The sequence below is a fragment of the Brevundimonas sp. 374 genome (assembly GCF_900102995.1).
GTDB lineage: Bacteria > Pseudomonadota > Alphaproteobacteria > Caulobacterales > Caulobacteraceae > Brevundimonas > Brevundimonas vesicularis_C.
The window spans coordinates 364,288-385,691 of the sequence record NZ_FNKT01000002.1 but is presented as its reverse complement, the minus strand read 5'-3'; the positions used below and the strand labels follow the sequence as shown (position 1 = coordinate 385,691).

Annotated in this window: 26 protein-coding genes; 19 read left to right on the top strand and 7 right to left on the bottom strand. The window is 67.9% G+C overall.

All coding sequences use genetic code 11. The features are described 5' to 3' along the window. Nucleotides 1–2: 2 nt before the first annotated feature. Both BLR19_RS09330 and BLR19_RS09325 read right to left on the bottom strand, forming a co-directional pair. Nucleotides 3–437, bottom strand: coding sequence for a TA system VapC family ribonuclease toxin (locus tag BLR19_RS09330; RefSeq protein WP_066626804.1), 435 nt, complete (start codon nt 435–437; stop codon nt 3–5). Then, nucleotides 434–667, bottom strand: a complete 234-nt coding sequence (locus BLR19_RS09325) for a hypothetical protein (RefSeq protein ID WP_017506756.1) — start codon at nt 665–667, stop codon at nt 434–436. The genes BLR19_RS09330 and BLR19_RS09325 overlap by 4 nt, the downstream gene beginning before the upstream one ends. A 141-nt stretch (nt 668–808) precedes the next feature. On the opposite strand from BLR19_RS09325, the gene tolB reads away from it, so the two are divergent. The 15 genes from tolB (at nt 809) to BLR19_RS09250 (ending at nt 14,302) form a co-directional block, all read left to right on the top strand. Then, a complete protein-coding gene (gene tolB / locus BLR19_RS09320) occupies nt 809–2,173 on the top strand; it encodes a Tol-Pal system beta propeller repeat protein TolB (protein WP_091749986.1) in 1,365 nt (454 codons plus the stop codon). 140 nt (nt 2,174–2,313) lie between these two features. Then, a complete protein-coding gene (gene pal / locus BLR19_RS09315) occupies nt 2,314–2,877 on the top strand; it encodes a peptidoglycan-associated lipoprotein Pal (RefSeq protein ID WP_039246161.1) in 564 nt (187 codons plus the stop codon). Nucleotides 2,878–3,004: 127 nt separating this feature from the next. After that, nucleotides 3,005–4,147 carry a DUF3667 domain-containing protein gene (locus BLR19_RS09310; protein ID WP_091749984.1) on the top strand — a complete coding sequence of 381 codons (1,143 nt, stop codon included), beginning with the start codon at nt 3,005–3,007 and terminating at the stop codon, nt 4,145–4,147. A gap of 41 nt (nt 4,148–4,188) precedes the next feature. Continuing rightward, nucleotides 4,189–5,034, top strand: coding sequence for a tetratricopeptide repeat protein (locus tag BLR19_RS09305; RefSeq protein WP_091749981.1), 846 nt, complete (start codon nt 4,189–4,191; stop codon nt 5,032–5,034). Next, on the top strand, nt 5,025–6,269 hold the full coding sequence (gene tilS, locus BLR19_RS09300) for a tRNA lysidine(34) synthetase TilS (protein ID WP_218119389.1): 1,245 nt from the start codon (nt 5,025–5,027) through the stop codon (nt 6,267–6,269). The genes BLR19_RS09305 and tilS overlap by 10 nt, the downstream gene beginning before the upstream one ends. An 86-nt stretch (nt 6,270–6,355) precedes the next feature. After that, nucleotides 6,356–8,311: an ATP-dependent zinc metalloprotease FtsH gene (gene ftsH / locus BLR19_RS09295; RefSeq protein WP_091749975.1), complete on the top strand. Its 1,956-nt coding sequence runs from the start codon at nt 6,356–6,358 to the stop codon at nt 8,309–8,311. Between the two features lie 167 nt (nt 8,312–8,478). Beyond that, nucleotides 8,479–9,696: an acyltransferase family protein gene (locus BLR19_RS09290; RefSeq protein ID WP_176758319.1), complete on the top strand. Its 1,218-nt coding sequence runs from the start codon at nt 8,479–8,481 to the stop codon at nt 9,694–9,696. Between the two features lie 64 nt (nt 9,697–9,760). Further along, the gene (locus tag BLR19_RS09285) at nt 9,761–10,414 is read left to right on the top strand and encodes a hypothetical protein (RefSeq protein ID WP_091749969.1); all 654 of its coding nucleotides are present in this window, start codon (nt 9,761–9,763) and stop codon (nt 10,412–10,414) included. A 3-nt stretch (nt 10,415–10,417) separates the two neighbouring features. Beyond that, nucleotides 10,418–10,720, top strand: a complete 303-nt coding sequence (locus BLR19_RS09280; protein WP_091749966.1) for a winged helix-turn-helix domain-containing protein — start codon at nt 10,418–10,420, stop codon at nt 10,718–10,720. Continuing rightward, nucleotides 10,720–11,316, top strand: a complete 597-nt coding sequence (locus tag BLR19_RS09275; protein WP_091749963.1) for a YdeI/OmpD-associated family protein — start codon at nt 10,720–10,722, stop codon at nt 11,314–11,316. The genes BLR19_RS09280 and BLR19_RS09275 overlap by 1 nt, the downstream gene beginning before the upstream one ends. Further along, nucleotides 11,313–12,125 (top strand): dihydropteroate synthase, encoded by an 813-nt coding sequence (gene folP, locus BLR19_RS09270; protein WP_091749960.1) that lies wholly within the window; start codon nt 11,313–11,315, stop codon nt 12,123–12,125. Before BLR19_RS09275 ends, folP begins: the two co-directional genes overlap by 4 nt. A gap of 64 nt (nt 12,126–12,189) precedes the next feature. Then, complete coding sequence (locus BLR19_RS09265) at nt 12,190–12,546, top strand: DMT family protein (protein WP_055806433.1); 357 nt, start codon at nt 12,190–12,192, stop codon at nt 12,544–12,546. A gap of 42 nt (nt 12,547–12,588) precedes the next feature. Next, nucleotides 12,589–12,933 carry a DMT family transporter gene (locus BLR19_RS09260; RefSeq protein WP_055806430.1) on the top strand — a complete coding sequence of 115 codons (345 nt, stop codon included), beginning with the start codon at nt 12,589–12,591 and terminating at the stop codon, nt 12,931–12,933. After that, complete coding sequence (gene thiD, locus BLR19_RS09255; protein WP_091749957.1) at nt 12,930–13,730, top strand: bifunctional hydroxymethylpyrimidine kinase/phosphomethylpyrimidine kinase; 801 nt, start codon at nt 12,930–12,932, stop codon at nt 13,728–13,730. The genes BLR19_RS09260 and thiD overlap by 4 nt, the downstream gene beginning before the upstream one ends. After that, nucleotides 13,727–14,302, top strand: a complete 576-nt coding sequence (locus BLR19_RS09250) for a nucleotidyltransferase family protein (RefSeq protein ID WP_091749954.1) — start codon at nt 13,727–13,729, stop codon at nt 14,300–14,302. The genes thiD and BLR19_RS09250 overlap by 4 nt, the downstream gene beginning before the upstream one ends. On the opposite strand, the gene BLR19_RS09245 is transcribed toward BLR19_RS09250, so the two are convergent. Then, nucleotides 14,299–14,688, bottom strand: a complete 390-nt coding sequence (locus BLR19_RS09245; RefSeq protein WP_055753964.1) for a DUF983 domain-containing protein — start codon at nt 14,686–14,688, stop codon at nt 14,299–14,301. The two genes, BLR19_RS09250 and BLR19_RS09245, sit on opposite strands and share 4 nt — an antisense overlap. 123 nt (nt 14,689–14,811) lie before the next feature. Between BLR19_RS09245 and BLR19_RS09240 the strand changes: the two genes are divergently transcribed. Then, nucleotides 14,812–17,661: a tetratricopeptide repeat protein gene (locus BLR19_RS09240; protein ID WP_091749952.1), complete on the top strand. Its 2,850-nt coding sequence runs from the start codon at nt 14,812–14,814 to the stop codon at nt 17,659–17,661. Nucleotides 17,662–17,739: 78 nt separating this feature from the next. On the opposite strand, the gene BLR19_RS09235 is transcribed toward BLR19_RS09240, so the two are convergent. From BLR19_RS09235 to BLR19_RS09225, 3 genes are all read right to left on the bottom strand, one after another. Beyond that, entirely contained in the window at nt 17,740–18,018 is a 279-nt protein-coding gene (locus BLR19_RS09235) for an HU family DNA-binding protein (RefSeq protein ID WP_017506838.1), read from the bottom strand. A gap of 114 nt (nt 18,019–18,132) precedes the next feature. After that, entirely contained in the window at nt 18,133–18,906 is a 774-nt protein-coding gene (fliP, locus tag BLR19_RS09230) for a flagellar type III secretion system pore protein FliP (RefSeq protein ID WP_091750454.1), read from the bottom strand. A gap of 206 nt (nt 18,907–19,112) precedes the next feature. After that, entirely contained in the window at nt 19,113–19,388 is a 276-nt protein-coding gene (locus BLR19_RS09225; protein ID WP_091749950.1) for a FliO/MopB family protein, read from the bottom strand. Between the two features lie 280 nt (nt 19,389–19,668). Between BLR19_RS09225 and flgB the strand changes: the two genes are divergently transcribed. From flgB to BLR19_RS09210, 3 genes are read left to right on the top strand one after another with little or no spacing between them, the layout of a single operon-like run. Further along, on the top strand, nt 19,669–20,073 hold the full coding sequence (gene flgB / locus BLR19_RS09220) for a flagellar basal body rod protein FlgB (RefSeq protein ID WP_017506835.1): 405 nt from the start codon (nt 19,669–19,671) through the stop codon (nt 20,071–20,073). A 25-nt stretch (nt 20,074–20,098) separates the two neighbouring features. Beyond that, nucleotides 20,099–20,518: a flagellar basal body rod protein FlgC gene (gene flgC, locus BLR19_RS09215; RefSeq protein WP_369796239.1), complete on the top strand. Its 420-nt coding sequence runs from the start codon at nt 20,099–20,101 to the stop codon at nt 20,516–20,518. Nucleotides 20,519–20,528: 10 nt separating this feature from the next. After that, nucleotides 20,529–20,831: a flagellar hook-basal body complex protein FliE gene (locus BLR19_RS09210; RefSeq protein ID WP_045809720.1), complete on the top strand. Its 303-nt coding sequence runs from the start codon at nt 20,529–20,531 to the stop codon at nt 20,829–20,831. Nucleotides 20,832–20,838: 7 nt separating this feature from the next. Here the strand turns inward: BLR19_RS09210 and BLR19_RS09205 are convergent, their stop codons facing one another. After that, a complete protein-coding gene (locus BLR19_RS09205; RefSeq protein WP_176758318.1) occupies nt 20,839–21,375 on the bottom strand; it encodes a polysaccharide biosynthesis/export family protein in 537 nt (178 codons plus the stop codon). Nucleotides 21,376–21,404: the final 29 nt, after the last annotated feature.

The window sequence follows — 21,404 nt, the reverse complement described above, 5'->3', positions numbered from 1 at the left end:
CGTCAGGCCGTTATGAGATGCAGGGCAGCCTTGCCGCCCTTCACCGCGTCGGGCGCCAGGCGTCGGTCGAACGTGGCCAGCCGCCCGCCGTTCGAGACGGCTAAGGCCAGCAGATAGGTATCCGTCAACTGGCCCGAGGTGAGCAGGCGATCCTGCGCGATCAAACGGTCGCTCAGCAGACTGATGTCGTCGGGCCAGAACACATGGCCGGGTTGGCTCAGCAAGGAATGAAGCGCGGGCAACACCTGCGCAGGCGCGCCCGGCGAGTTTGGATATTTCGGATTGCTGAGGATTCGAAGCGCGCCGTTTTCGGTCAGCGGGCAGGTCGCCCAACCAGCCTGATGCTCATTTGCGAACCAGGCGTGGGCGGTGAGATGCTCGGTATGGGCTGGATCGATCAATGCGATCAGGACGCTGACGTCCAAAAGCGCGATCAAGGCAGCTCATCGCGCAGAGCGTTGATCTGTTCGGTCGTCACTACAGCGCCCTTGCGGTGCGGCAGGAGACGAATGCCGTTGCGGAACTCGGGCGACGTGTCCGGCTTGGCCTGTGTGATCGAGCGGCGCGCAAGATCGGAAATGACTTCGCCCACAGAGGTTCGGGTCTGAACCGCGATGGCCCGTGCGGCGTTCAGCACGTCGTCGTCGATGGCGAGTGTAGTGCGCATGGCTGTAAGATAATGCATCACGCATCACGCATCAATGATCGCTCCCGTCCCGAATGTCGCCCCATTCCCCGTGAAGCTGGCGAAAGTCGAACGGCCCGGCGATAAGGGGCGGCGATCCTTCGAGACTTATGGGAGCATCTGATGCGTCTGAACCTTCTTCTGGCCTCCGTGGCGGCTGTCGCGATGGCGGCTCCTCTGACGACGGCGGCGCAGACGCCTCAGCAGAACCAGCCGGTCGAGGTCGAGATCGATCAGGGCGTGCTGCGCCCGCTTCAGATCGCGGTGGTGCCGTTCGCCGGAACGCACGGGTCGGACATCTCCAATGTGGTCAGCGCCAATCTGAAGCGGTCGGGCTTCTTCGAGCCGCTGAACCCGTCCAGCTTCATCGAGACCGGCCTGACCTTGGCCAATGCGCCGAACTTCCCTCAGTGGACGCAGATCGGCGCGCAGGCGGTGCTGTATGGCGGCGTGACGCTGCGCGGCGACCAGCGGCTGGACGTCGGCTTCCGCCTGTATGACCCCTACCGCCAGTGCCAGCTGGTCAGCTATCAGTTCACCGCGACCCAGGAGCAATGGCGCCGGATCGCGCACAAGATTTCCGACATCATCTATCAGCGCATGACCGGCGAGGCCGGCTTCTTCGATTCCCGCGTGATCTTCGTGTCCGAGGAGGGCACGCAGCTGAACCGGATCAACCGCCTGACCATCGCCGACCAGGACGGGTTCAATCCGACCTATCTGACGCAGGGCGACGAGGTGATCATGTCGCCGCGCTTCTCGCTGTCGCAGCCGGACGAGATCACCTATGTGGCGCTGGGCAAGGATTACAGCCGCATCTACCTGTATAATCTGACGACCGGCCGGCGCGAGAGCCTGGGCGAGTTCGACGGTCAGGTGCTGGCGCCGCGCTTCTCCAACGACGGCAACAAGATCGCGTTTTCGATCATCCGGGGCGGCAATACCGACGTCTATGTGATGGACCTGCGCAGCCGCCAGATCACGCGTCTGACCAGCGACCCGGGCATCGATACCTCGCCGTCGTTCAGCCCGGACGGCAGCCAGATCGTCTTCACCTCGGACCGTTCGGGTTCGGCGCGTCTGTATGTCATGCGGTCGGACGGATCGGGCCAGCGGCCGATCTCGCGCGGCGGCGGCATCTATACGGCCCCGTCCTGGAGCCCGACCGGCAATCTGATCGCCTTCACCAAACAGGGCGGCGGCCGGTTCTCGACCGGGGTGATGAACGCCGACGGCTCGGGCGAGCGCATCCTGTCGTCCAGCTATTTCGAGGAAGGCCCGAACTGGGCGCCGAACGGCCGCTACGTGATGTTCGCGCGCCAGACGCCGGGCGGCGACACGCGTCTGTGGACCGTGGACCTGTCGGGGCGCGTGGTGTCGCAGGCGGGCTATAACGGGCGCGGGACCGACCCGGCCTGGTCGCCGCTGCTGGACCGCGGCCCGAGCAATCTGGGCGTGAACCAGGGCGCCGACAGCTGCCCCGCCTAGACGCCGCACCGACACCGTCGGAGCCTTAAAGCTCAACTGTGCGTTATCGCCTCTAGCGTCGAAAAATCGCCCGAGGCAGACAGTAAAGCCAAGCTTGAGGCCCGCCCCTTGCCAGAAACGATACGTCAGGAGACGACCCCATGAAGACTTCCCGCATTCTCAAACTGGCGATGGTCGGCTGCGCCGTCGCCGCCATGGCCGCCTGCACCCGAAAGCCCCCGGTCGAGACCGGCGTGCCTGGTCCGAACGACGGCACGACGCAACCGACGGGCCCGGCCTATCCGACCGCGCCCACCGGGCCGGTGACCGGCGGAAACATGGGTTCGGCCGCGCCGGGCACCGAACAGGATTTCGTCGTCAACGTCGGCGACCGCATCTATTTCGACCTGGACTCCTATGAGGTCCGTCCCGAGGCCATGCCGCGCCTGGACGCCCAGGCCCAATGGCTGCAGCGCTATCCGTCCGTGACGGTCCGCATCGAAGGCAACGCCGACGAACGCGGCACGCGCGAATACAATCTGGCGCTGGGCGCTCGTCGTGCAGAATCGGTGCGCACCTATCTGATCAACCGGGGCATTCCGGCCGGCCGGATCGACACCATCAGCTTCGGCAAGGAGCGGCCGATCGCGGAGGGTTCGAACGAGGACGCCTTCGCCCGCAACCGCAACGCCCACACCGCTATCGTCTCGGGCGCGCCGCGCTGACGACCGGCTGATCGGCTGATCTGAAGGAGGCGCCGGCCGCAGGGTCGGCGCCTCTTTTCGTTTCCGCGCTTGTCCTGACGCCGGGCCGGCGGCAGAACCGTCGTCACAGGGATCGGGGGATCAGCGGATGGATATCGAAGGGGCGGGCGCCGTCGTCACGGCTGGACTGGTCGCAGGCGCGATTGAAAAGCCGACGGGCAAGGCCGGCGAGGCCCACGCCCACGGCGTCTGTTCCGACTGCGGGGCGGAAACGAGCGGCAACTTCTGCGCAAACTGCGGCCAGCCGACCCATGTCCATCGCAGCCTGCTGCACCTAGGCGAAGAGCTGCTGCACGGGGTCATGCATTTCGACGCCCGGATCTGGCGCACCCTGCCGCTGCTGTGGCTGAACCCCGGCCGGCTGACGCGCGAGTGGGTCGAGGGCAAACGCACGCGCTACGTCTCGCCGCTGGCGATCTTCCTGTTCACCCTGTTCGTGATGTTCTTCGCGCTCAGCTTCATGCCGCACCCGGAATCCAAGTCCGGCGAGGCGGCGGAGATGAGCGAACGGATCGCGTCTCAGCGCGTCGGCCTGGCCGAGGCCGAAAAGGCCCTGGTCCAGATGCGGGCCGAAAGCGGCGCCCAGCCGGACCCGACGATGCAGATGGCGATCAACGCCGGACAGAAGCTGGTCGACGACCGCCGCGCGGCCCTGGCCCGGCTGGAGATCGAGCAGCGCGACGGCCGCGCCGACGGTCTGAAGCCCGGCAGCTGGCAAGCCGGGATCAAGGACATGGCGACCGGCAAGAGCGGCGAGACCAAGCTGAAGGTCATGGGCAAGGATGCCAAGAAGGAAGGCCACGGCATCGGCGCCACCGTGCTGAAGAAGCTGCAGAACCCGGACCTGGCGGTTTATAAGTTTCAGCAGACGGTGTACAAGTTCGCCTTCCTGCTGGTGCCCTTGTCGATCCCGTTCGTGGCCCTGCTGTTCCTGTGGAAGCGGGGCTTCACCCTATACGACCACGGGGTGTTCGTTCTGTACTCGCTGACCTTCATGGCCATGCTGCTGATGCTGATGGTGCTGTCGGCGACGATCGCCGGGTGGCTGGGCGCCATCGTCATTCCGCTGGGCCTGCTGGCCGTGCCCGTGCATGTGTTCGCCCAGATGAAGGGCGCCTATTCGCTGTCGTGGTTCTCGGCCCTGTGGCGGACGATCGCTCTGTTGGTGTTTTGCAACATCGTCGTCGGCCTGTTCTTCGCGGCCATCGTCTATCTGGGTCTCGGCCACTAGCTCGGCCTTGCGGCGGCCCCAAATCGGTGAAAGCTAGACGCATGACTAAGCTCTCGATCTCTCGCGTCCATCTCCTCGCCGCCGCCGCCCTTGGCGTCCTACTGATCGGGGGCGGCGCGGTCGCCCAGCAGGCCCAGCCCAACATCATGGAGCGGACCGAGTGGGACAATCGCCGCCTGGACCAGCTGGACCGCAATGTGCGGCGGCTCGAGCGCGCCCTGACCCAGAGAAACGCCGCCGGCCAACCCGTGCTGGTCGAGCCGGACCCCGAGGTGGTGACGCTGCAGGGGCAGTTCGCCCTGATGGACCGCCGCCTGGGCGACCTGGAGGCCACGGTGCGCCGGATCAACGGCGACAACGAGCGTCTGACCTTCCAGCTGGACGAGGCCACGCGTGACAACCAGGCGCTGGTCGCCCGTCTGACCGAGGTCGAGGGGCGGTTGCAGAAGCTGGAGACCCAGGCTGAATTGAATGCGCCGATCGAGGCGACCTCGCCGACCGGCGATGCAACCCGCGACTTGGCGGCGGCGGTGGCCCTGCTGTCGACCGACAAGCCGCGCGGCGAGCGGGCGCTGGAAACGGCGATCGCGGCCTGGCCCGATACGCCGCAGTCGCGCGAGGCCAACTCTCGCCTGGGCGACCTGCGGGTCGCGGCGAACGACAAGGCGGGGGCGGTGCCCTATTACGCCGCCGCGCTGAAGGACTGGCCGCGCATTGGCTGGGCGGCGGACACGACGCTGAAACTGGCCGACGCCCTGTTCGCGACGCAGCGGAAGCCGCAAGGGTGCGCGGCCCTGGCTGAGTTCACGCGCCGCTATGCGCCCGCCGCCTCTGATCCGCAAAAGGCGCGGGCGGCCCAGTTGAAGACGACGGGTTCCTGCGCCTGACGTCTGACCCGGATCTCAGAGCGCGAGCCTTCGCGCGGCTGGATGCGCGACTGACGCAGGACACGGGCCGGCCGCTGGCGCTGGCCCTGTCGGGGGGCGGAGACTCCATCGCCCTGTTGCGGCTGACGACGGACTGGGCGCGGACGCGCGGGCGTTCGGTGCTGGCCTTGACCGTCGATCATCGGCTGAATGCGGACAGCGGCCGCTGGACCGACTTTGCGGGCCGGGCGGCGCGGAACGCCGGGGCGGACTGGCGCGGATTGAGCTGGGACGGAGACAAGCCCGCGACCGGGCTGACGGCGGCGGCGCGGGCGGCGCGGCATGGTTTGATTGCGGATGCGGCGCGCGAGGCGGGGGCATCGGTCGTCCTTTTCGCCCATACCGCCGACGATATCGCCGAGGCCGATCTGATGCGGAGCGAAGGTTCCACCCTGGGGCGGGTGCGCGAATGGTCGCCGTCGCCGGCCTGGCCCGAGGGTCGCGGCCTGATGCTGTTGCGGCCGCTGCTGGGCGAGCGGCGGGCGGGGTTGCGGGACTGGCTGGCGGGCGAGGGGGCGGACTGGATCGAGGATCCCGCCAACGCCGATCCCCGCTTCGGCCGCAGCCGGGCGCGGCACGCGCTGGCGGGCGCGGCGCCGCAATCGGTCAATCAGGCGCCGTCGAAAACCGGGGCGCGATCGATCATCGACGGCGAGGCCATGGTGCGTGTGGATCGGGACGTGGGCGCGCGGGCGCTGGCGGCGGCTCTGGTCTGCGTCGGCGGCGGATCGACGCCGCCTCGCGGCCCGCGGTTGGAAGCTCTGATGGCGCGGCTGAAGGCGGGTGAGGATTTCGCAGCGACCCTGTGCGGGGCGCGGATCGAGGCTTTCGGCGCGGCGGCGCGGCTGATGCGCGAGGCCGGCGAACTTCGCCGCCGAGACATTTCGCCGCTGGCGCTGACGCCCGGCGTCGAGGCGGTGTGGGACGGGCGGTTCGTCTTCTGCGCCGATCGTCCCGGCTGGTCTGTGGTTCCGGCGAGGGGGCGGTTGGCCAGCCTGTCGGACGCCGACAGGGCCGAGATCAATTGGCTGCCGGCGGCGACGCGCGGCGCCTGGCCTGTGTTGATCAGGGACGACGCGGTGGCCCCGGTTCTTGCAGGCGAGGGGGTCGAACGGCGCGGCCTTGTCGCGGAACGGCTCAGGCTGGCGCTGGACGAAACGACGCGCGAAGACGACCTGATTTCCGCCACCCGATAGCGTAACGCTGATTAAGCCCCTATTTTCCCAGACAGACACATCCAGACCGTCGATCCCACCGGGGTCGCGGACGACCGAGGACCTCAATGAACCTGCGTAATCTGGCGATCACCGGCGTGATCATTCTGGCGTTGCTGGCGGGCTATGCGGCGCTGTCGCAGGGCGGCGCCATGAACGGCGTGACGGGCCAGCCGGCCGGCAAGCCCGAGGCCATCAGCTATTCCCAGCTGGTGCAGCGCGTGAACGCGGGCGAGGTCAAACAGGTGACCATCCGCCTGGACAAGGTGAACGGCGAGCTGAAGAACGGCGAACGCTTCACCTCCACCACCGTCTATCCGAACGAACAGCTGGTGGCCCAGATGCTGCAGGCGGGCGTCGAGATCGACGCCAAGTCAGGCGGTCAGTCGATCTGGATGAGCCTGCTGCTGGGCATCCTGCCCATCGCGCTGCTGATCGGGGTGTGGATCTTCTTCATGCGCCAGATGCAGGGCGGGGCGAAGGGCGCCATGGGCTTCGGCAAGTCCAAGGCCAAGCTGCTGACCGAGCACAAGGGCCGCAAGACCTTCGACGACGTCGCCGGCGTGGACGAGGCCAAGGACGAACTGCAGGAGGTCGTCGATTTCCTGAAGGATCCGGGCAAGTTCCAGCGTCTGGGCGGCAAGATCCCCAAGGGCGCCCTGCTGGTCGGCCCTCCCGGCACCGGCAAGACGCTGCTGGCGCGCGCGGTCGCGGGCGAGGCGGGCGTGCCCTTCTTCTCGATCTCGGGTTCGGACTTCGTCGAGATGTTCGTCGGCGTCGGCGCCAGCCGCGTTCGCGACATGTTCGAACAGGCCAAGAAGAATGCGCCCTGCATCATCTTCATCGATGAGATCGACGCCGTAGGCCGCCATCGCGGCGCCGGCCTGGGCGGCGGCAACGACGAGCGCGAACAGACGCTGAACCAGCTGCTGGTCGAGATGGACGGCTTCGAGGCGTCCGAGAACATCATCCTGATCGCCGCGACCAACCGTCCCGACGTGCTGGACCCGGCGCTGCTGCGTCCAGGCCGTTTCGACCGCCAGGTGGTGGTGCCGAACCCCGACGTCTCCGGCCGCGAACGCATCCTGCGTGTCCATATGAAGGACGTGCCGCTGGCCGCCGATGTGAATGTGAAGACCATCGCGCGCGGCACGCCCGGCTTCTCGGGCGCCGACCTGGCCAACCTGGTCAACGAAGCCGCCCTGACGGCGGCGCGCAAGGACCGTCGCATGGTCACCCACCGCGACTTCGAAGACGCCAAGGACAAGGTGCTGATGGGCTCCGAACGTCGCTCCATGGCGATGAACGAGGAAGAAAAACGCCTGACCGCCTATCACGAGGCCGGTCACGCCATCGTCGCCATGAACGTCAAGATGGCCGATCCCGTTCACAAGGCGACCATCGTCCCGCGCGGCCGGGCGCTGGGCATGGTGATGCAGTTGCCGGAAGGCGACCGCTATTCGATGAAATACCAGCAGATGATCGACCGGATCGCCATCATGGCAGGCGGTCGCGTCGCCGAGGAGCTGATCTTCGGGCCGGAGAACATCACCTCGGGCGCCAGCTCGGACATCGAACAGGCGACGAAGCTGGCCCGCGCCATGGTCACCCGCTGGGGCTTCTCGGACAAACTGGGCACGGTGGCTTACGGCGAGAACCAGGAGGAGGTCTTCCTGGGCCACTCGGTCGCCCGCAGCCAGAACATCTCCGAAGAGACGGCGCGCACCATCGACGAGGAAGTCCGTCGTCTGGTGACCTCGGGCTGGGACGAGGCGCGCACCATCCTGACCACCAAGGCCGAGGATCACGAGAAACTGTCTCAGGCCCTGCTGGAATACGAGACCCTGTCGGGCGAGGAGATCAAGGACCTGCTGGAGAAGGGCGTCGCGCCGAACCGCGACGAGAACAACTTCCCCAACGCCGGGCCTTCGGTCTCGGTGCCGGTGACGCCGGTGTCGGACGGCACGGACATCGAGGTCCCGGTCGCCGCGCCGGCCGCGACCAGCGTGCCGACGGTCCACTAAACCCAGGCCTGATCTGAAGACGAACCCGCCGGGAGAGCGATCTCCCGGCGGGTTTTTTCTTTGGGCGTCTGGCTGACCCACTGGCCCACCCAAAGCATCATGATGAACAAGTTTGCATTGCAAACATGTCTGTGGGATATGGCGGTCTCGATCTTGGGAGGGACGTCATGGTGATATCGCAAGCAGAGCAGGTGGAGCGGCTGCACGGACTGGATGCGTTGCGCGCCGGGGCGCTGCTGCTGGGGGTGGTGCTTCACGCCAGTCTGTCCTTCCTTCCGCAGCAGATCTGGATCGTGGCGGACGACAGCCGGTCGATCGGCGCCGCCTGGCTATTCTTCGCCATTCATCTGTTTCGCATGACGGCCTTTTTCCTCATCGCGGGTCTGTTCGCCCATAGGATGCTGGCGCGGCGAGGCTGGGTCGCCTTCGCCAAGGATCGGGTGGTGCGGATCGCCGGGCCGCTGGCGGTCTTCTGGCTTCCGGTGATGGCTGGGATCGTCACGGCCCTGGTCTGGAACGCTCATGCCAATGGTCTGGTGACGCCGGGCGCGCCGCCGCCGCCTCCGCCGACCTATGACTGGACCAACTTTCCGCTGACCCACCTGTGGTTTCTGTGGGTGCTGACGCTCTTCTACGCCGTCGTCCTGATCGTGCGGGCCGTGCTCTCCGTGCTGGATCGCGCGGGGCGAGCGGGTCCGGTCGTGGACAGGATCACCAGCGCGCTGATCGGCCCGTGGACGCCTGCGGTGCTGGCCGCCCCGCTGGCTGTGGCCTTGTGGCTGGATCCAACGTGGATCGCCTTCTTTGCCGTGCCGACGCCGGACGGGGGCGTGATCCCGAACACCTCCGCCCTGGTCGGGTTCGGCCTCGCCTTCGGCCTGGGGTTCGCGCTGGACCGGCGGCGTGATCTGTTGGACCGCATCGCCAAGGGGGCGCCGCTGTTCCTCAGCATGGCGCTGGTTTCGGGCGTCGCGGCCTATGTGCTGGCGGGCGGACCCAGCATCGCGCCGATGGGCGAGCCGACGGCCGGCAAGGCCCTGGCCGCCGCCGTCACGGCGGTCGCCGTCTATGCCTCGGCCTTGGCGGCCGTGGGGCTATGCCTGCGGTTCGCCTCGGGCCACAGTCCGGTTCGGCGCTACCTCTCCGACGCCTCCTACTGGATCTATATCGTGCATCTGCCGCTGGTCATGCTGGCCCAGGTCTGGGTGCAGGACTGGGCCGGGCCGTGGTGGGTGAAGCTGATCGGCGTGTCGGCGGGCGTCTTCGCCGTGTGCCTGGCGTCCTACGAACTGCTGATCCGTCATAGCTTTATGGGACGGTGGCTGAATGGCCGGCGCGTGCCGTGGCGCAACCGGCCTGCGCCTGCCCTGGTCCCCGCCGAATAATTTGCAAACCCTTCCGGCGGCGTCCATCCGAGGGACGCGCCCGTCGCACAGGAATCACACAGCGATGTCCGACAAGTCCCGCACCGGCCCGGAGGCCGACCTGGCCTTCATGAAGGCCATTGTTCAGGGCGGCAATAATCCCAGGGCAACCCTGACGCTGGGCGTCGCCTATCTGGCGGGCGGTCTGCTCTATGGTCTGCAATGCCTGTTCCATATCGGTCAGGTGTGGGGGATCGTGCGCTGGCCGCCGCTGGGAAATCTCAGCTTCGTGGTCGCCATCACGGTCGCCTTCCTCATCGTCCTGACCTGGGCCGTGCGTGAGGACCGCAAGACGGGGACGGCCGGCCCCATCGTCACTCGCACCTTGAATGCGGCCTTCAGCGGCGCGGGCATGGCCAATCTGGCGATCATCATCGTGTTCGGCGTGGGCGCGCGCCGCGATCAGGACTTCGCGGTCTGGCTCTATTATCCGGCGATGATCTTCGCGCTTCAGTCGGCGGCCTGGTTTGTGGCCTACAGTCTGAAGAAGAAGGCATGGATGCTGGCGACGTCGTTAGGCGGCTGGATCACGGCGGTCGCGCTGGGGGTGCTGGTTCGCGACGCGGTGGTCTATCTCTACGTCTGCACCCTCGCCCTGTTCGTGCTCTTTGCGGGACCGGGCTGGATCATGACCCGTGCGGCGCTGAAGGCCCGCGCCAATGATGCGGACGTCGGCTGATCCATGGGGCTGGACGCGCTCGGCAAGATCGACGAAATCATCCACGGCCGGATGCGGCTGGGGATCATGGTCTATCTGGCCGACGCCGAGGCCGCCGACTTCACCGAGCTGAAGACCGTTCTCGAAGCGACGCAGGGCAATCTGTCCGTCCATATCAAGAAGCTGGAGGAGGCGGGATACGTCGCCGTGGCCAAGAGCTTCGTGAACAACAAGCCCCTAACCCGCGTGTCCATCACTCCGTCAGGGCGCAAGGCCTTCGCCGCCTATCTGGAGGCGCTGGGCGGCCTGATCGGGCGGTCAGCCTGATGGCACCGATGGTCGTTGATCCGGACAAGGTGCGGGCGTTCGAGACGCCCGTGGCGTTCGAGGCCTGGCTGGCGGCGAACCACGACCGCGAGACCGAGCTCTGGATCCGCATCTTCAAGGTCAAGTCGGGCGTCGCCTCGATCACCTGGGTCGAGGCGGTGGATGTGCTCCTGTGCTGGGGCTGGATCGACGGGATCAAGAAAAGCCTGGATGCTGGCAGCTTCCTGCAACGTGTCTCGCCGCGCGGTAAGAAGAGCGTCTGGAGCCAGATCAACGTCGCCAATGTCGCGCGTCTGATTGAGGAAGGGCGGATGACGCCGCACGGGATGAAACACGTCGAGGCGGCCAAGGCGGACGGGCGCTGGGACGCGGCCTACCGCATCAAGGGCTCGACCGCGCCGGACGACCTGATGGCCGCCATCGACGCCGAGCCGCAGGCACGGGCGACGTTCGACACCCTGACGGCACAGAACCGGTTCGCCCTGACCTATCGCGCCGAGGCGCCGAAGACCCCGGCGGGCCGCGCCAAGGCCATCGATCGTCTGGTGGAGATGCTGAAACGGGGCGAGACGCCCCACCCGCAGAAGAGGGCATGACCGTGTCGTTTTCGCAGGTGATGGGCATCGTCAATGTGACGCCCGACAGCTTCTCGGACGGGGGGCGGTGGGCCTCGACCGAAGGCGCGATCGATCAGGCCATGCGGCTGGTCGCGGACGGGGCCGATGTGCTGGATATCGGCGGGGAGAGCACCCGGCCGTGCGCCGAGCCGGTGGGCGAGGCCGAGGAGATCGAGCGGGTCACGCCGGTCATCGCCGGCGTCCGCGCGCGCTGGGGCGGGGCGATCAGCATCGACACGATGAAGCCCGCCGTCGCGCGCGCCGCCGTCGCGGCCGGGGCGACGATGTGGAACGACGTGACGGCGCTGAGCCATGCGCCCGACAGTGCGGCGGTTGCGGCCGAACTGGGGTGCGACGTGGTGCTGATGCACATGCGGGGCGAACCCCGCACGATGCAGGCGGACCCGCGCTATGACGACGTGGTGGGTGAAGTGCGGGATTATTTGCACGGGCGGGCCGAGGCGGCGATGGCGGCGGGCGTGGCGCGCGAGCGGATTTGGCTGGATCCCGGCATCGGGTTCGGCAAGACCCTGGCGCACAATCTGGCGCTGACGGCGCGGCTGCGGGCGCTGGTCGATCTGGGTTTTCCGGTGCTGTACGCCGCCAGCCGCAAGCGCACGATCCAGGCCATCGATGCGACGGCGGTCGCGGCAACCGATCGGCTGGGCGGGTCGCTGGCCCTGGCGCTGGAAGGCGCGCGGCGCGGGGCGCGGATGGTGCGGGTCCACGACGTGCGCGAGACGGTGCAGGCGCTGAGGGTTCAGGCGGCGGTGACGGCGGCGGATTGAAGGCCCGCGACGGACGGTCGCAGCCGGTGTAGAGGGCAGGTCTGCAACAGCCCTGATCTGCCTCATGCCCCTGACCGCCTACATCGCCCCCATCGTCATGTTGTGCCTGTCGAACGTCTTCATGACCTTCGCCTGGTACGGCCATCTGAAGTTCGATCACAAGCCGCTGTGGCTGCTGGTCATGGCCAGCTGGGGCATCGCCTTCTTCGAATACTGGCTGGCGGTGCCGGCCAACCGCATCGGCATCCAGGTCTATTCGCCGGCCGAGCTGAAGACGATGCAGGAGGTGATCACCCTGTTGGTCTTCGCCGGCTTTTCGGTCCTGTATCTGGGCGAGAAGCTGACGGTGAACCATCTGGTCGGCTTCGCCTTCATCGCGCTTGGGGCCTTCTTCATCTTCAAGGGGCCGCTAGGCGGCTGATCGCGGCTTGCTCCGGACCGCGGCCTGTTCCATCTGGTCGCCATGTCCTGGGTGATGTCGATCAATCCGTGGGCGACGCTGGTCGTCGCCGGTCTGCTGGAGGTCCTGTGGGCCTCGGGCCTCAAGAATGTGGGCGTCAGCCGGCCGTGGACCTCGCTGGGGGTGCTGGTCGCGCTGGCGGGCAGCATGATCCTGTTGTGGGTCGCCACGCAGAAGCTGCCGATCGGCACGGCCTATGCGGTCTGGACCGGCATCGGGGCGGTGGGCGCGGCGGTGGTCGGCATCCTCGTTTATGGCGAGCCGGCGACGGCGGTCAGGGCCGTGTGCATCCTGCTGATCGTGGCGGGCATCGTCGGACTGAAACTGTTTTCGGGAGCGGCGGCATGAGCGCGCTTCATCAAGGACGCGTCTTGATCCTGGCAGGGTCGGACTCGGGCGGCGGCGCGGGCATCCAGGCCGACATCAAGGCCGTGACGATGATGGGCGGGTTCGCCGCCACCGCCATCACGGCCATCACGGTGCAGAACACCCTGGGGGTCCACGGCGTCCATCCGCTGCCGCTCGATCTGATCGCGGCCCAGGCGCGGGCGGTGCTGGAGGACATCGGGACCGACGCCTTCAAGACCGGCATGCTGGGCTCGGTCGAGGTGGTCGAGACGGTCGCGGCCCTGCTGGACGAGGCGGACGCCCCGGCGGTCGTCGATCCGGTCATGGTGGCCAAGGGCGGGCACCCGCTGTTGCCCGATGCGGCGGTCGAGGCGGTGAAGCGCCTGATGATCCCGCGCGCGGCCTTGCTGACGCCCAATGCGCCCGAGGCCGAGGCCCTGACGGGCTTTGCGGTCCACGACCTCGACGGCCAGAGGCGGGCGGGCGAGGCGCTGCTGGCCATGGGGGCGCGGGCGGTGCTGATGAAGGGCGGGCACGTATCAGGGCCGACGGTGATCGACCTGCTGATGACCGCAGACGGCGAGACGGTGCTGGAGGCCGAGCGGGTCGACACCCGCCACACCCACGGCACCGGCTGCACCCTGGCCAGCGCCTGTGCAGCCGGGCTGGCGATGGGGCGGCCGCTGGAGGTCGCCGTGGCCGAGGCCTGGGCCTATGTCGGCGAGGCGATCCGCCGGGCGCCGGGCCTGGGCGGCGGGCACGGGCCGCTGGATCACGGCTGGCCGGTGCGGGGATGAGCGAGCTGGAGGCGGAACTGGCCGCCATCGTGCGCGCCGACGCTGGCCTGATGCATGTGCTGACAACGGTCCGGGCGCTGGACCTGCCCGACTGGCGGCTGGTGTCGGGGGCGGTCTATCAGGCCGTGTGGAACGCCAGGACAGGGCGGCCGGCGGGCTATGGGGTCAAGGACTACGACCTGGCCTATTTCGACGGTTCGGACCTGTCCTACGAGGCCGAGGACGTCATCATCAAACGCGTCGCCGCCGCCTTCGACGAACCGTTCCGCGGCCAGGTCGAGGTCCGCAACCAGGCGCGGGTGCACCTGTGGTTCCAGAACCGGTTCGGCGAACCCTATGCGCCGTTGCATTCGACCGACGAGGCGCTGGGGCGGTTCGTGGCGCCGACCTTTGCGGTCGGAGTGCGGCTGGAGGCGGACGACAGCCTCAGCGTCGCCGCGCCGTTCGGGCTGGACGACGTGTTCGCCCTGACGATCCGGCCCAACCCGAACCGGCCGGTGGCGAAGGGCTGGGCCAAGGCCGTCGACAGTGCGCGGGCGCGCTGGCCCGAGCTGACGGTGATCGAACCCTAGAAGGGTCCGTGCTTGCCGTTCGAGGAGAACTCGGGCGGGGCGGCCTTGTGGACATATTGTTCGGCGACCAGCCAGGCCTTGAAGGGGCGCAGGCAGCCCAGGCACAGGGCGACCAGGATCGGCAGGGTCACGACCAGATGCACCCAGATCGGCGGGTGGACGGTGAAGTCGAACACCATCAGCAGGATCATCCCCACCACCCCGACGGCCGTCATGACGAAGAAGGCCGGGCCGTCCGCCGGATCGGCGAAGGCGTAGCTGAGCCCGCACTCCGGACATTCCGTCTGTAGCGTCAGGTAGCCTTTGAACAGCGGTCCCTTGCCGCAGCGGGGGCAGCGACAGGCCAGGCCGGTCTTCAGGGTGCTGAGGCGAGGATAATCGGTCATGGGACGACTATGGGCGCTTAATACGGCGCTGTCGCGTGGACCGGTTGTCCTAACGCCATCCATCATCACGGTGAACGGCGGTTAACCGCGATTAAAGGCCTTGTGCGGCATGGGTCGGGAGATATGTCCGGGGCCTCGCCGACAAAGCGCATCCTGAAGACGACCGTGGCCGCCGCCACGGCCGGCGCCGTCGTGTTCGCGCCGATGGCGCCGCTGGCCCAGGAAGTCGGCCGGTCGCGCGATCCGCTGTCCATCAATATCGGCGCCAACGCCGAGTTCACGCGGGTCGAGTTCGGCGGCGTCATCGGGGTGCGCTCGCGCATCAGCCGCGAGGGCGACAAGGTCGTCGTTCGGTTGGGGACCACCGCCGCGCCCGACGTCTCGCGATTGAAGGTCGATCCGCCGGCCGGGGTGAAGTCGGTCGAGACGCGGCCGAGCCGGGGCGCGGGCGGCACGGACCTGATCCTGACGCTGGAACAGGGTGCGGATGCGCGCTCGGGCGTGGCGGACGGGGCGGTGTGGCTGAACCTCTATGCGCCCGGCAAGGCGCCGGAGGGCGGCGACGCCGCCGCGCCGCAGACGACCAAGGCCGTGGTGCCGGTGCGGGCCGAGACGGCCGGCGGTAAGACTGTCCTGACCTTCGACTGGGGCGCGCCGGTGGGAGCGGCCGTCTTCCGCCGTGGCGATGCGGTATGGGTCGTGTTCGACACGGCCGCCCGAATGGATATGAGCGGGGCCAAGGCGCTGGGATCGGCCAAGAACGCCCAGTGGGCGGCGGGGCCGGGCTATACGGCCCTGAGGATCGCTGAACCCGAGGGGCTGGGCGTCTCGGCGCAGGGCCAGGGCGGGACTTGGACCGTGACGCTGGGCGGCCCAGATGGTGCGGCCGGCGGGGTCGAGGTCGGCCGGTCCGACGACGGCGCGCCGGTGCTGGTGGCGCAGATGGCCGGGGCGACCAAAGCGGTCTGGCTGACCGATCCGCTGGTTGGGGACCGGTTCGCGGCGGTGACGGCCCTGGCGCCCGGCAAGGGTTACGCCGGCGGACGGCGCACGGTCGATCTGAGCCTGATCCCGACGGCGCAGGGCCTGGCGGTCGAAACGTCGGCCGACGACCTGAAGATCGAGGCGGCGGGCGATCTGGTGACGCTGAGCCGGCCCAAGGGGCTGGCCTTGTCGTCGCCGGCGGCCGGGCTGGAGACGGGTGACCAAAATGCGGATGCGCCCAAGCGGGCGGCCTATCCGGCGCTGATCGACGAGACCTGGGCCGCGACGGGCGAGGCGGGATTCTCTGACCGCTATCGCCGGCTGCAGGATGCGGCCGGGCTAGAGACGATCGCGGCGGCGGATAATCCGCGCGCGCCGATCGAGGCGCGGATGGCGCTCGCCCGGTTCCTGGTCGGGTCGGGACTGAACTATGAGGCCATCGGCGTGCTGAACGCCCTGATCGCCAAGGCGCCCAATCTGCAAGGCGAGCCCGAGGTGAGGGGGCTGCGGGGCGTGGCGCGCGTCGGCGTCGGGCGGCTGGAGGAGGCCCAGGTCGATTTCGCGGGCGCGGCCCTGGCCAACGATCCGGCGACCAAGGTCTGGCTGGGCTATATCGCCTCGGAGATGGGCGACTGGGAAGGAGCGCGTCGCAACTTCGCCGCCGGCGCCCCGGCCATCGACAGCTTCCCCAAGGAATGGCGCGCGCGGTTCGGCGCGGCCCACGCCATGGCCGCGATCCAGTTGAACGATCTCGCCGCCGCCCAGCAGCTGTTGGCCTATGTCTTCAGCCAAGATGCGCCGGCGGTCGATCAACTGACCGCGCGGCTGGTGCAGGCGCGGATGTTCGAGCTGAACGGCGACAAGAATCGGGCGCTGGCGGTCTATAAGGCCGTGGCGCGCGCGCCGCTGGACGGGATCGCCACGCCGGCGAAACTGGGCGCCATCAGCCTGGAGCTGGACAAGGGCGCGATCACCCCGGATCAGGCGACGGCCCAGTTGGAACAGCTGAAATGGCGCTGGCGCGGGGATGCGACCGAGATGGCGGTCGTGCGCAAACTGTCGGGCATCTATCTGCAGCAGGGGCGATATCGCGAGGCGCTGGACGCCCTGCGCGGCGCGGGCAAGCGGATGGCGGGCGTGCCGGGCGCAGCCGAGGTGCAGGCGGATCAGGCCAACGCCTTCCGCGCCCTGTTCCTGGACGGGGCGGCGGACGGTTTGCAGCCGGTGCAGGCGCTGGCGCTATTTTATGACTTCCGCGAACTGACCCCGATCGGGGCGGACGGCGACGAGATGGTGCGGCGTCTGTCGCGCCGGCTGATCGACGTGGACCTGCTGGATCAGGCCGCCGAACTGCTGAAGCACCAAGTGGACGAGCGTCTGGACGGGGTGGCCAAGGCCCAGGTCGCGACCAATCTGGCCACCGTCTATCTGATGGACCGCCAGCCGGAGAAGGCGTTGCAGGCCATCTGGGGCTCGCGCACCACCCTGCTGCCCAATGCGATGAACAGCGAGCGCCGGGCGCTGGAGGCGCGCGCCCTCATGGATCTGGGCCGGTTCGACCATGCGCTGGAGGTGCTGGACCGGGATCAGTCGAACCCGGCGCGCGAGGTGCGTGCCGACATCTTCTGGAAGCAGCAGAAGTGGGGCGAGGCGGCGCCGATCTATGAGGCGCGGCTGGGCGATCGCTACAAGACCGCGACCATGCCGCTGACGCCGGCCGAGGAAAGCTGGCTGATCCGTGCGGGCGTCGGCTATTCGCTGGCGGGCGATCGGGCCGCGCTGCAGCGGCTGAGCGGGCGCTTTGGGCCGATGGTTCCCGGCGCGCGCTCGGCGGCGGCGCTGCGGGTCGCGCTGGACGACAATCTGTCGGGCGTGGCGGGGACGGGCGACTTCGCCAATCTGTCCAGCCAGGCCGACACCTTCGTCGGCTGGGTCAACAGCGCCAAACAGGCGTTCAGAAAAGAAGCTGACGCGAAGAGCGCCGCCTGAAATTGAAACGGGCGGAGATCGCGTCGCGACCCCCGCCCGTCGAGCATTGCCGGTCCTGCATCGCAGGACCGAAAAGGCTTAGCCGTTGACGGCGTCCTTCAGCGGCTTGGAGACGCGGAAGCGCACGGCCTTGGAGGCGGCGATCTTGATGGTCGCGCCGGTAGCCGGGTTGCGGCCTTCGCGCTCGGCGCGGTCGGCGGTGTCGAAGACGCCCAGGTTCGAGATGCGGATGTCGCCGCCCGACTTCAGGGTCGAGTGGATGTTTTCGACGATCGCGGTCAGCACCTTGCCGGCGTCGGCCTGCGAAACACCAGCGTCTTTGGCGACGGCGGCGATCAGTTCGGCTTGAGTGGTCATAAGAAGCGTTTCCAGTGTTAGTCGCCCGATTCCGAGCGAGGACCGGGGGATCAACACGGATTTCCATACGCTTTGCAAGCGCCGATGACGCTTAAAGCCATATGGGGCGGGGGATTATCCGGTACCGGACGCCCGCTGGAAGCTCTCGACCAGGCTTCCGGCGACCAATCGCCAGCCGTCCACCAGCACGAAAAAGATCAACTTGAAGGGGAGGGAGACCACCACCGGAGGGAGCATCATCATGCCCATGGACATCAGCACGCTGGCCACCACCAGATCGATCACAAGGAACGGAACGAAAAGGAGAAATCCGATTTCGAACGCCTTCTTCAGTTCGCTGATCATGAAGGCCGGGGTGACCACGCGCAGGGGCAGGTCCTGGACGTCCTGGGGCGGGTCGATCTTCGAGAGACGGGTGAACAGGGCGAGGTCCCCGCGGTCCACCTGGGCCAGCATGAAGGTTTTTACGGGTTCGGACGCCTGATCGAAGGCCTGGGGCAGTTCGATCTGCTGATCCATCAGCGGACGGATGCCCGAATCATAGGCGTCCTGCCAGGTCGGGGCCATGACGATGGCGCTGAGGAACAGCGACAGAGACACCAGGACGGCGTTCGGCGGCGACTGTTGCAGGCCCAGCGCCGTGCGCAGCAGCGACAGCACCACGATGATCCGCACGAAGCTGGTGGTCATGATGACGATCGACGGCGCCAGGGACAGGACGGTCATCAGACCGACCAACTGGACCACGCGCTGGGTCAGGCCGGCGCCGGTGCCCAGGTCGATGTTGAGAGCCGAGCCGCTTTGCGCCGCCTGCTGAGCCAAAGCCGCGACAGGCCAGGCCAGACAGACCAGGGTGGTGAACAGCGACAGCAGGGCCGCGCGTTTCAGCTCGGCGCCGGTGGGGGTTACGAAAACCTTCTCCCTCCCCCGGCGGGGGAGGGTGGTCGCGGAGCGACCGGGTGGGGGCGGCTCGGAACAGGCGTGCGATGTGATGCGGAACAGGCGTGCGATGGATCGCCCGGCCGCCCCCACCCGACCTCGCTGCGCTCGGCCACCCTCCCCGGCGCGGGGAGGGAGAGGCGTGTTGGCGCCGCTCATTGGCCTAGCCCCTGTTGACGCGGTTCGATCAGTTCGCGGCCTTCGCCCAGCAGGATCAGCCGTTCCTCTTCGTCGACGCGGACCAGAACGAGGCGACGGGCGGGGTCCAGCACCAGGGTCTCGACGACCTGAAGCCGGCGCTCGCCGCGCTCAGCGTTCAGCCGGGCCAGGATTTGCGGCGCATAGCGGCGCGCAGCCCAGGCCGCGATCCCGATCAGGCCGAGGGTGAAGGCCAGGCCGAAGACCGCCCGGGCGAGATCGAGGAAATTCATGACGCTGCAAAGGCCCCGCGCAGTCCGCGCTTGAGCGTGATCGCTTCTGCCGGAACCGCTACAGCGGTTCCGGCAGAAGCGTGAATCACGCTCTCGCATAAATCTGGAGCCTGATTCACGGCATCGTCGGAATCGCGAAGCGATTCCTCCTCAACCGATCAGGCTCTAGACCCTGAATGTTAACCAGCACGGTTAACGACCCGTTGAGATAACCCCCTATTAACCATCCAGGCGGCATTTTCTGCCCATCGCGCGCATTCGCGTCGCACGGGAGACCGCCATGGGCGTCGCCGACATTCCGCTGCTGGGGCAGATCAAGGGCCGGCTGGGCTGGCTGGACGCACGCCAGCGGGTCATCGCCGAGAACGTCGCCAACGCCGATACGCCGGGCTTCGTCGGGCGCGACCTCAAACAGCCGACCGACTTCGCCGCCGCCATGCGCTCGGGCGGGGGGCTGCAGATGGTGCGCACCAATGCGGCCCACATCGCGCCGGCCGGTTCGCCGGTCCGGTTCGCTCCGACCAAGGCGCCCGATTCGGAGACCACGCTGGACGGCAACTCGGTGGTGGTTGAAGAGCAGATGCTGAAGATGGCCGAGAGCCGCATGGCCTATGACGCCGCCATCGGCTTCTACCAGAAATCCATGTCCATGATCCGCATGGCCGCCAAGCGGCCGGGCGCCTGAGCCGATGGCCGATAAGGACTGACCCATGCCTGATCCCATCCCCCCTTCGAACAGCGCCATGGCGGTGGCGGCCTCGGCCCTGAAGGCGCAGCAGTCGCGCATGCGCGTGATCGCCGAGAACATCGCCAACGCCCAGTCGACGGCGCGCACGCCGGGCGGCGAGCCCTATCGCCGCCAGATCCCGGTCTTCCAGGCGCGCGAGGTCGATGGGGCGACCGGCGTCACCCTGGCCGAGGTCCGGCCCGACCAGGGCGACTTCAAGATGGACTATGACCCGTCGCACCCGGCCGCGAACGCGCAGGGCTATGTGATGCGGCCCAATGTCGACACCTTGGTCGAGGCGATGGACATGCGCGAGGCGCAGCGCGCCTATGAGGCCAATCTGAACGTCATCGAGACGGCGCGGTCGATGGACAGCCGCACCCTCGACATCATCAAACGCTGAGGACTAGGCCATGAATCCGATGATGGCCGCCAAGGCCTATGCCGCCGTTCAGGGCGGCGCCATGCCGACAGCAGCCCAGGCGCCCGGCGTCGGGGACGGCGGCTTCGCCGACCTGGTCAAGAACGCCATGACCGACATGACCCAGCAATCGCGCGCGGCCGAAACCCAGATGACCCGCTCGGTTCAGGGCCAGGGCAATCTGATCGACGTGGTCACGGCGCTGAGCTCGGCCGAGGCGTCCCTGGAGACCGTGATCTCGGTCCGCGATCAGGTAATTTCCGCCTATAAGGAAATCATGGCGATGCCGATCTGACAGCGGGTCAGAAGTAGCGTTCGCCGATCCGCAGGGTGTCGCCGGGCGAAACACGCGCATCGGCGGTCAGCGGCTGGGCCTCTTCGACCCGTGATCCGGCGCGACGCACGAAGACACGGCGCGTGTTGGCGCGATAGGTGAAGCCTTGCGCCGTCGCCACGGCGTTCAGCACCGTCAGGTCCGGCAGATAGGGGTATTCTCCCGGCCGATTGACCTCGCCCAGGATGTAGATCGGCCGATAGGTCAGGACCTGGGCGGTGACGCGCGGCTGGATCAGATAGCCCTGGCTCAAGGCTTGAGCGACGGCGTCCTGAAGCTGGGCGCCTGTCAGGCCGGCAGCCTGGACCTCGCCGATCAGGGGCAGGGCGATCCGGCCGTTGGCGTCGATCACGAACTCGCCGCCCAGCGCCGCCTCGCCGAAGACATCGATGCGCACGTTGTCGCCGGAGGCGAGGCGGTAGTCCGACACGCTCTGAGGCGCAAAGGCCGTCAGGCCCAGCGACAGGATCGCGATCAGCAGGCCGATGCCTGTCCTTGCCCCCATGTCATCGCCCCCGATCGTTTCGGGTGTGA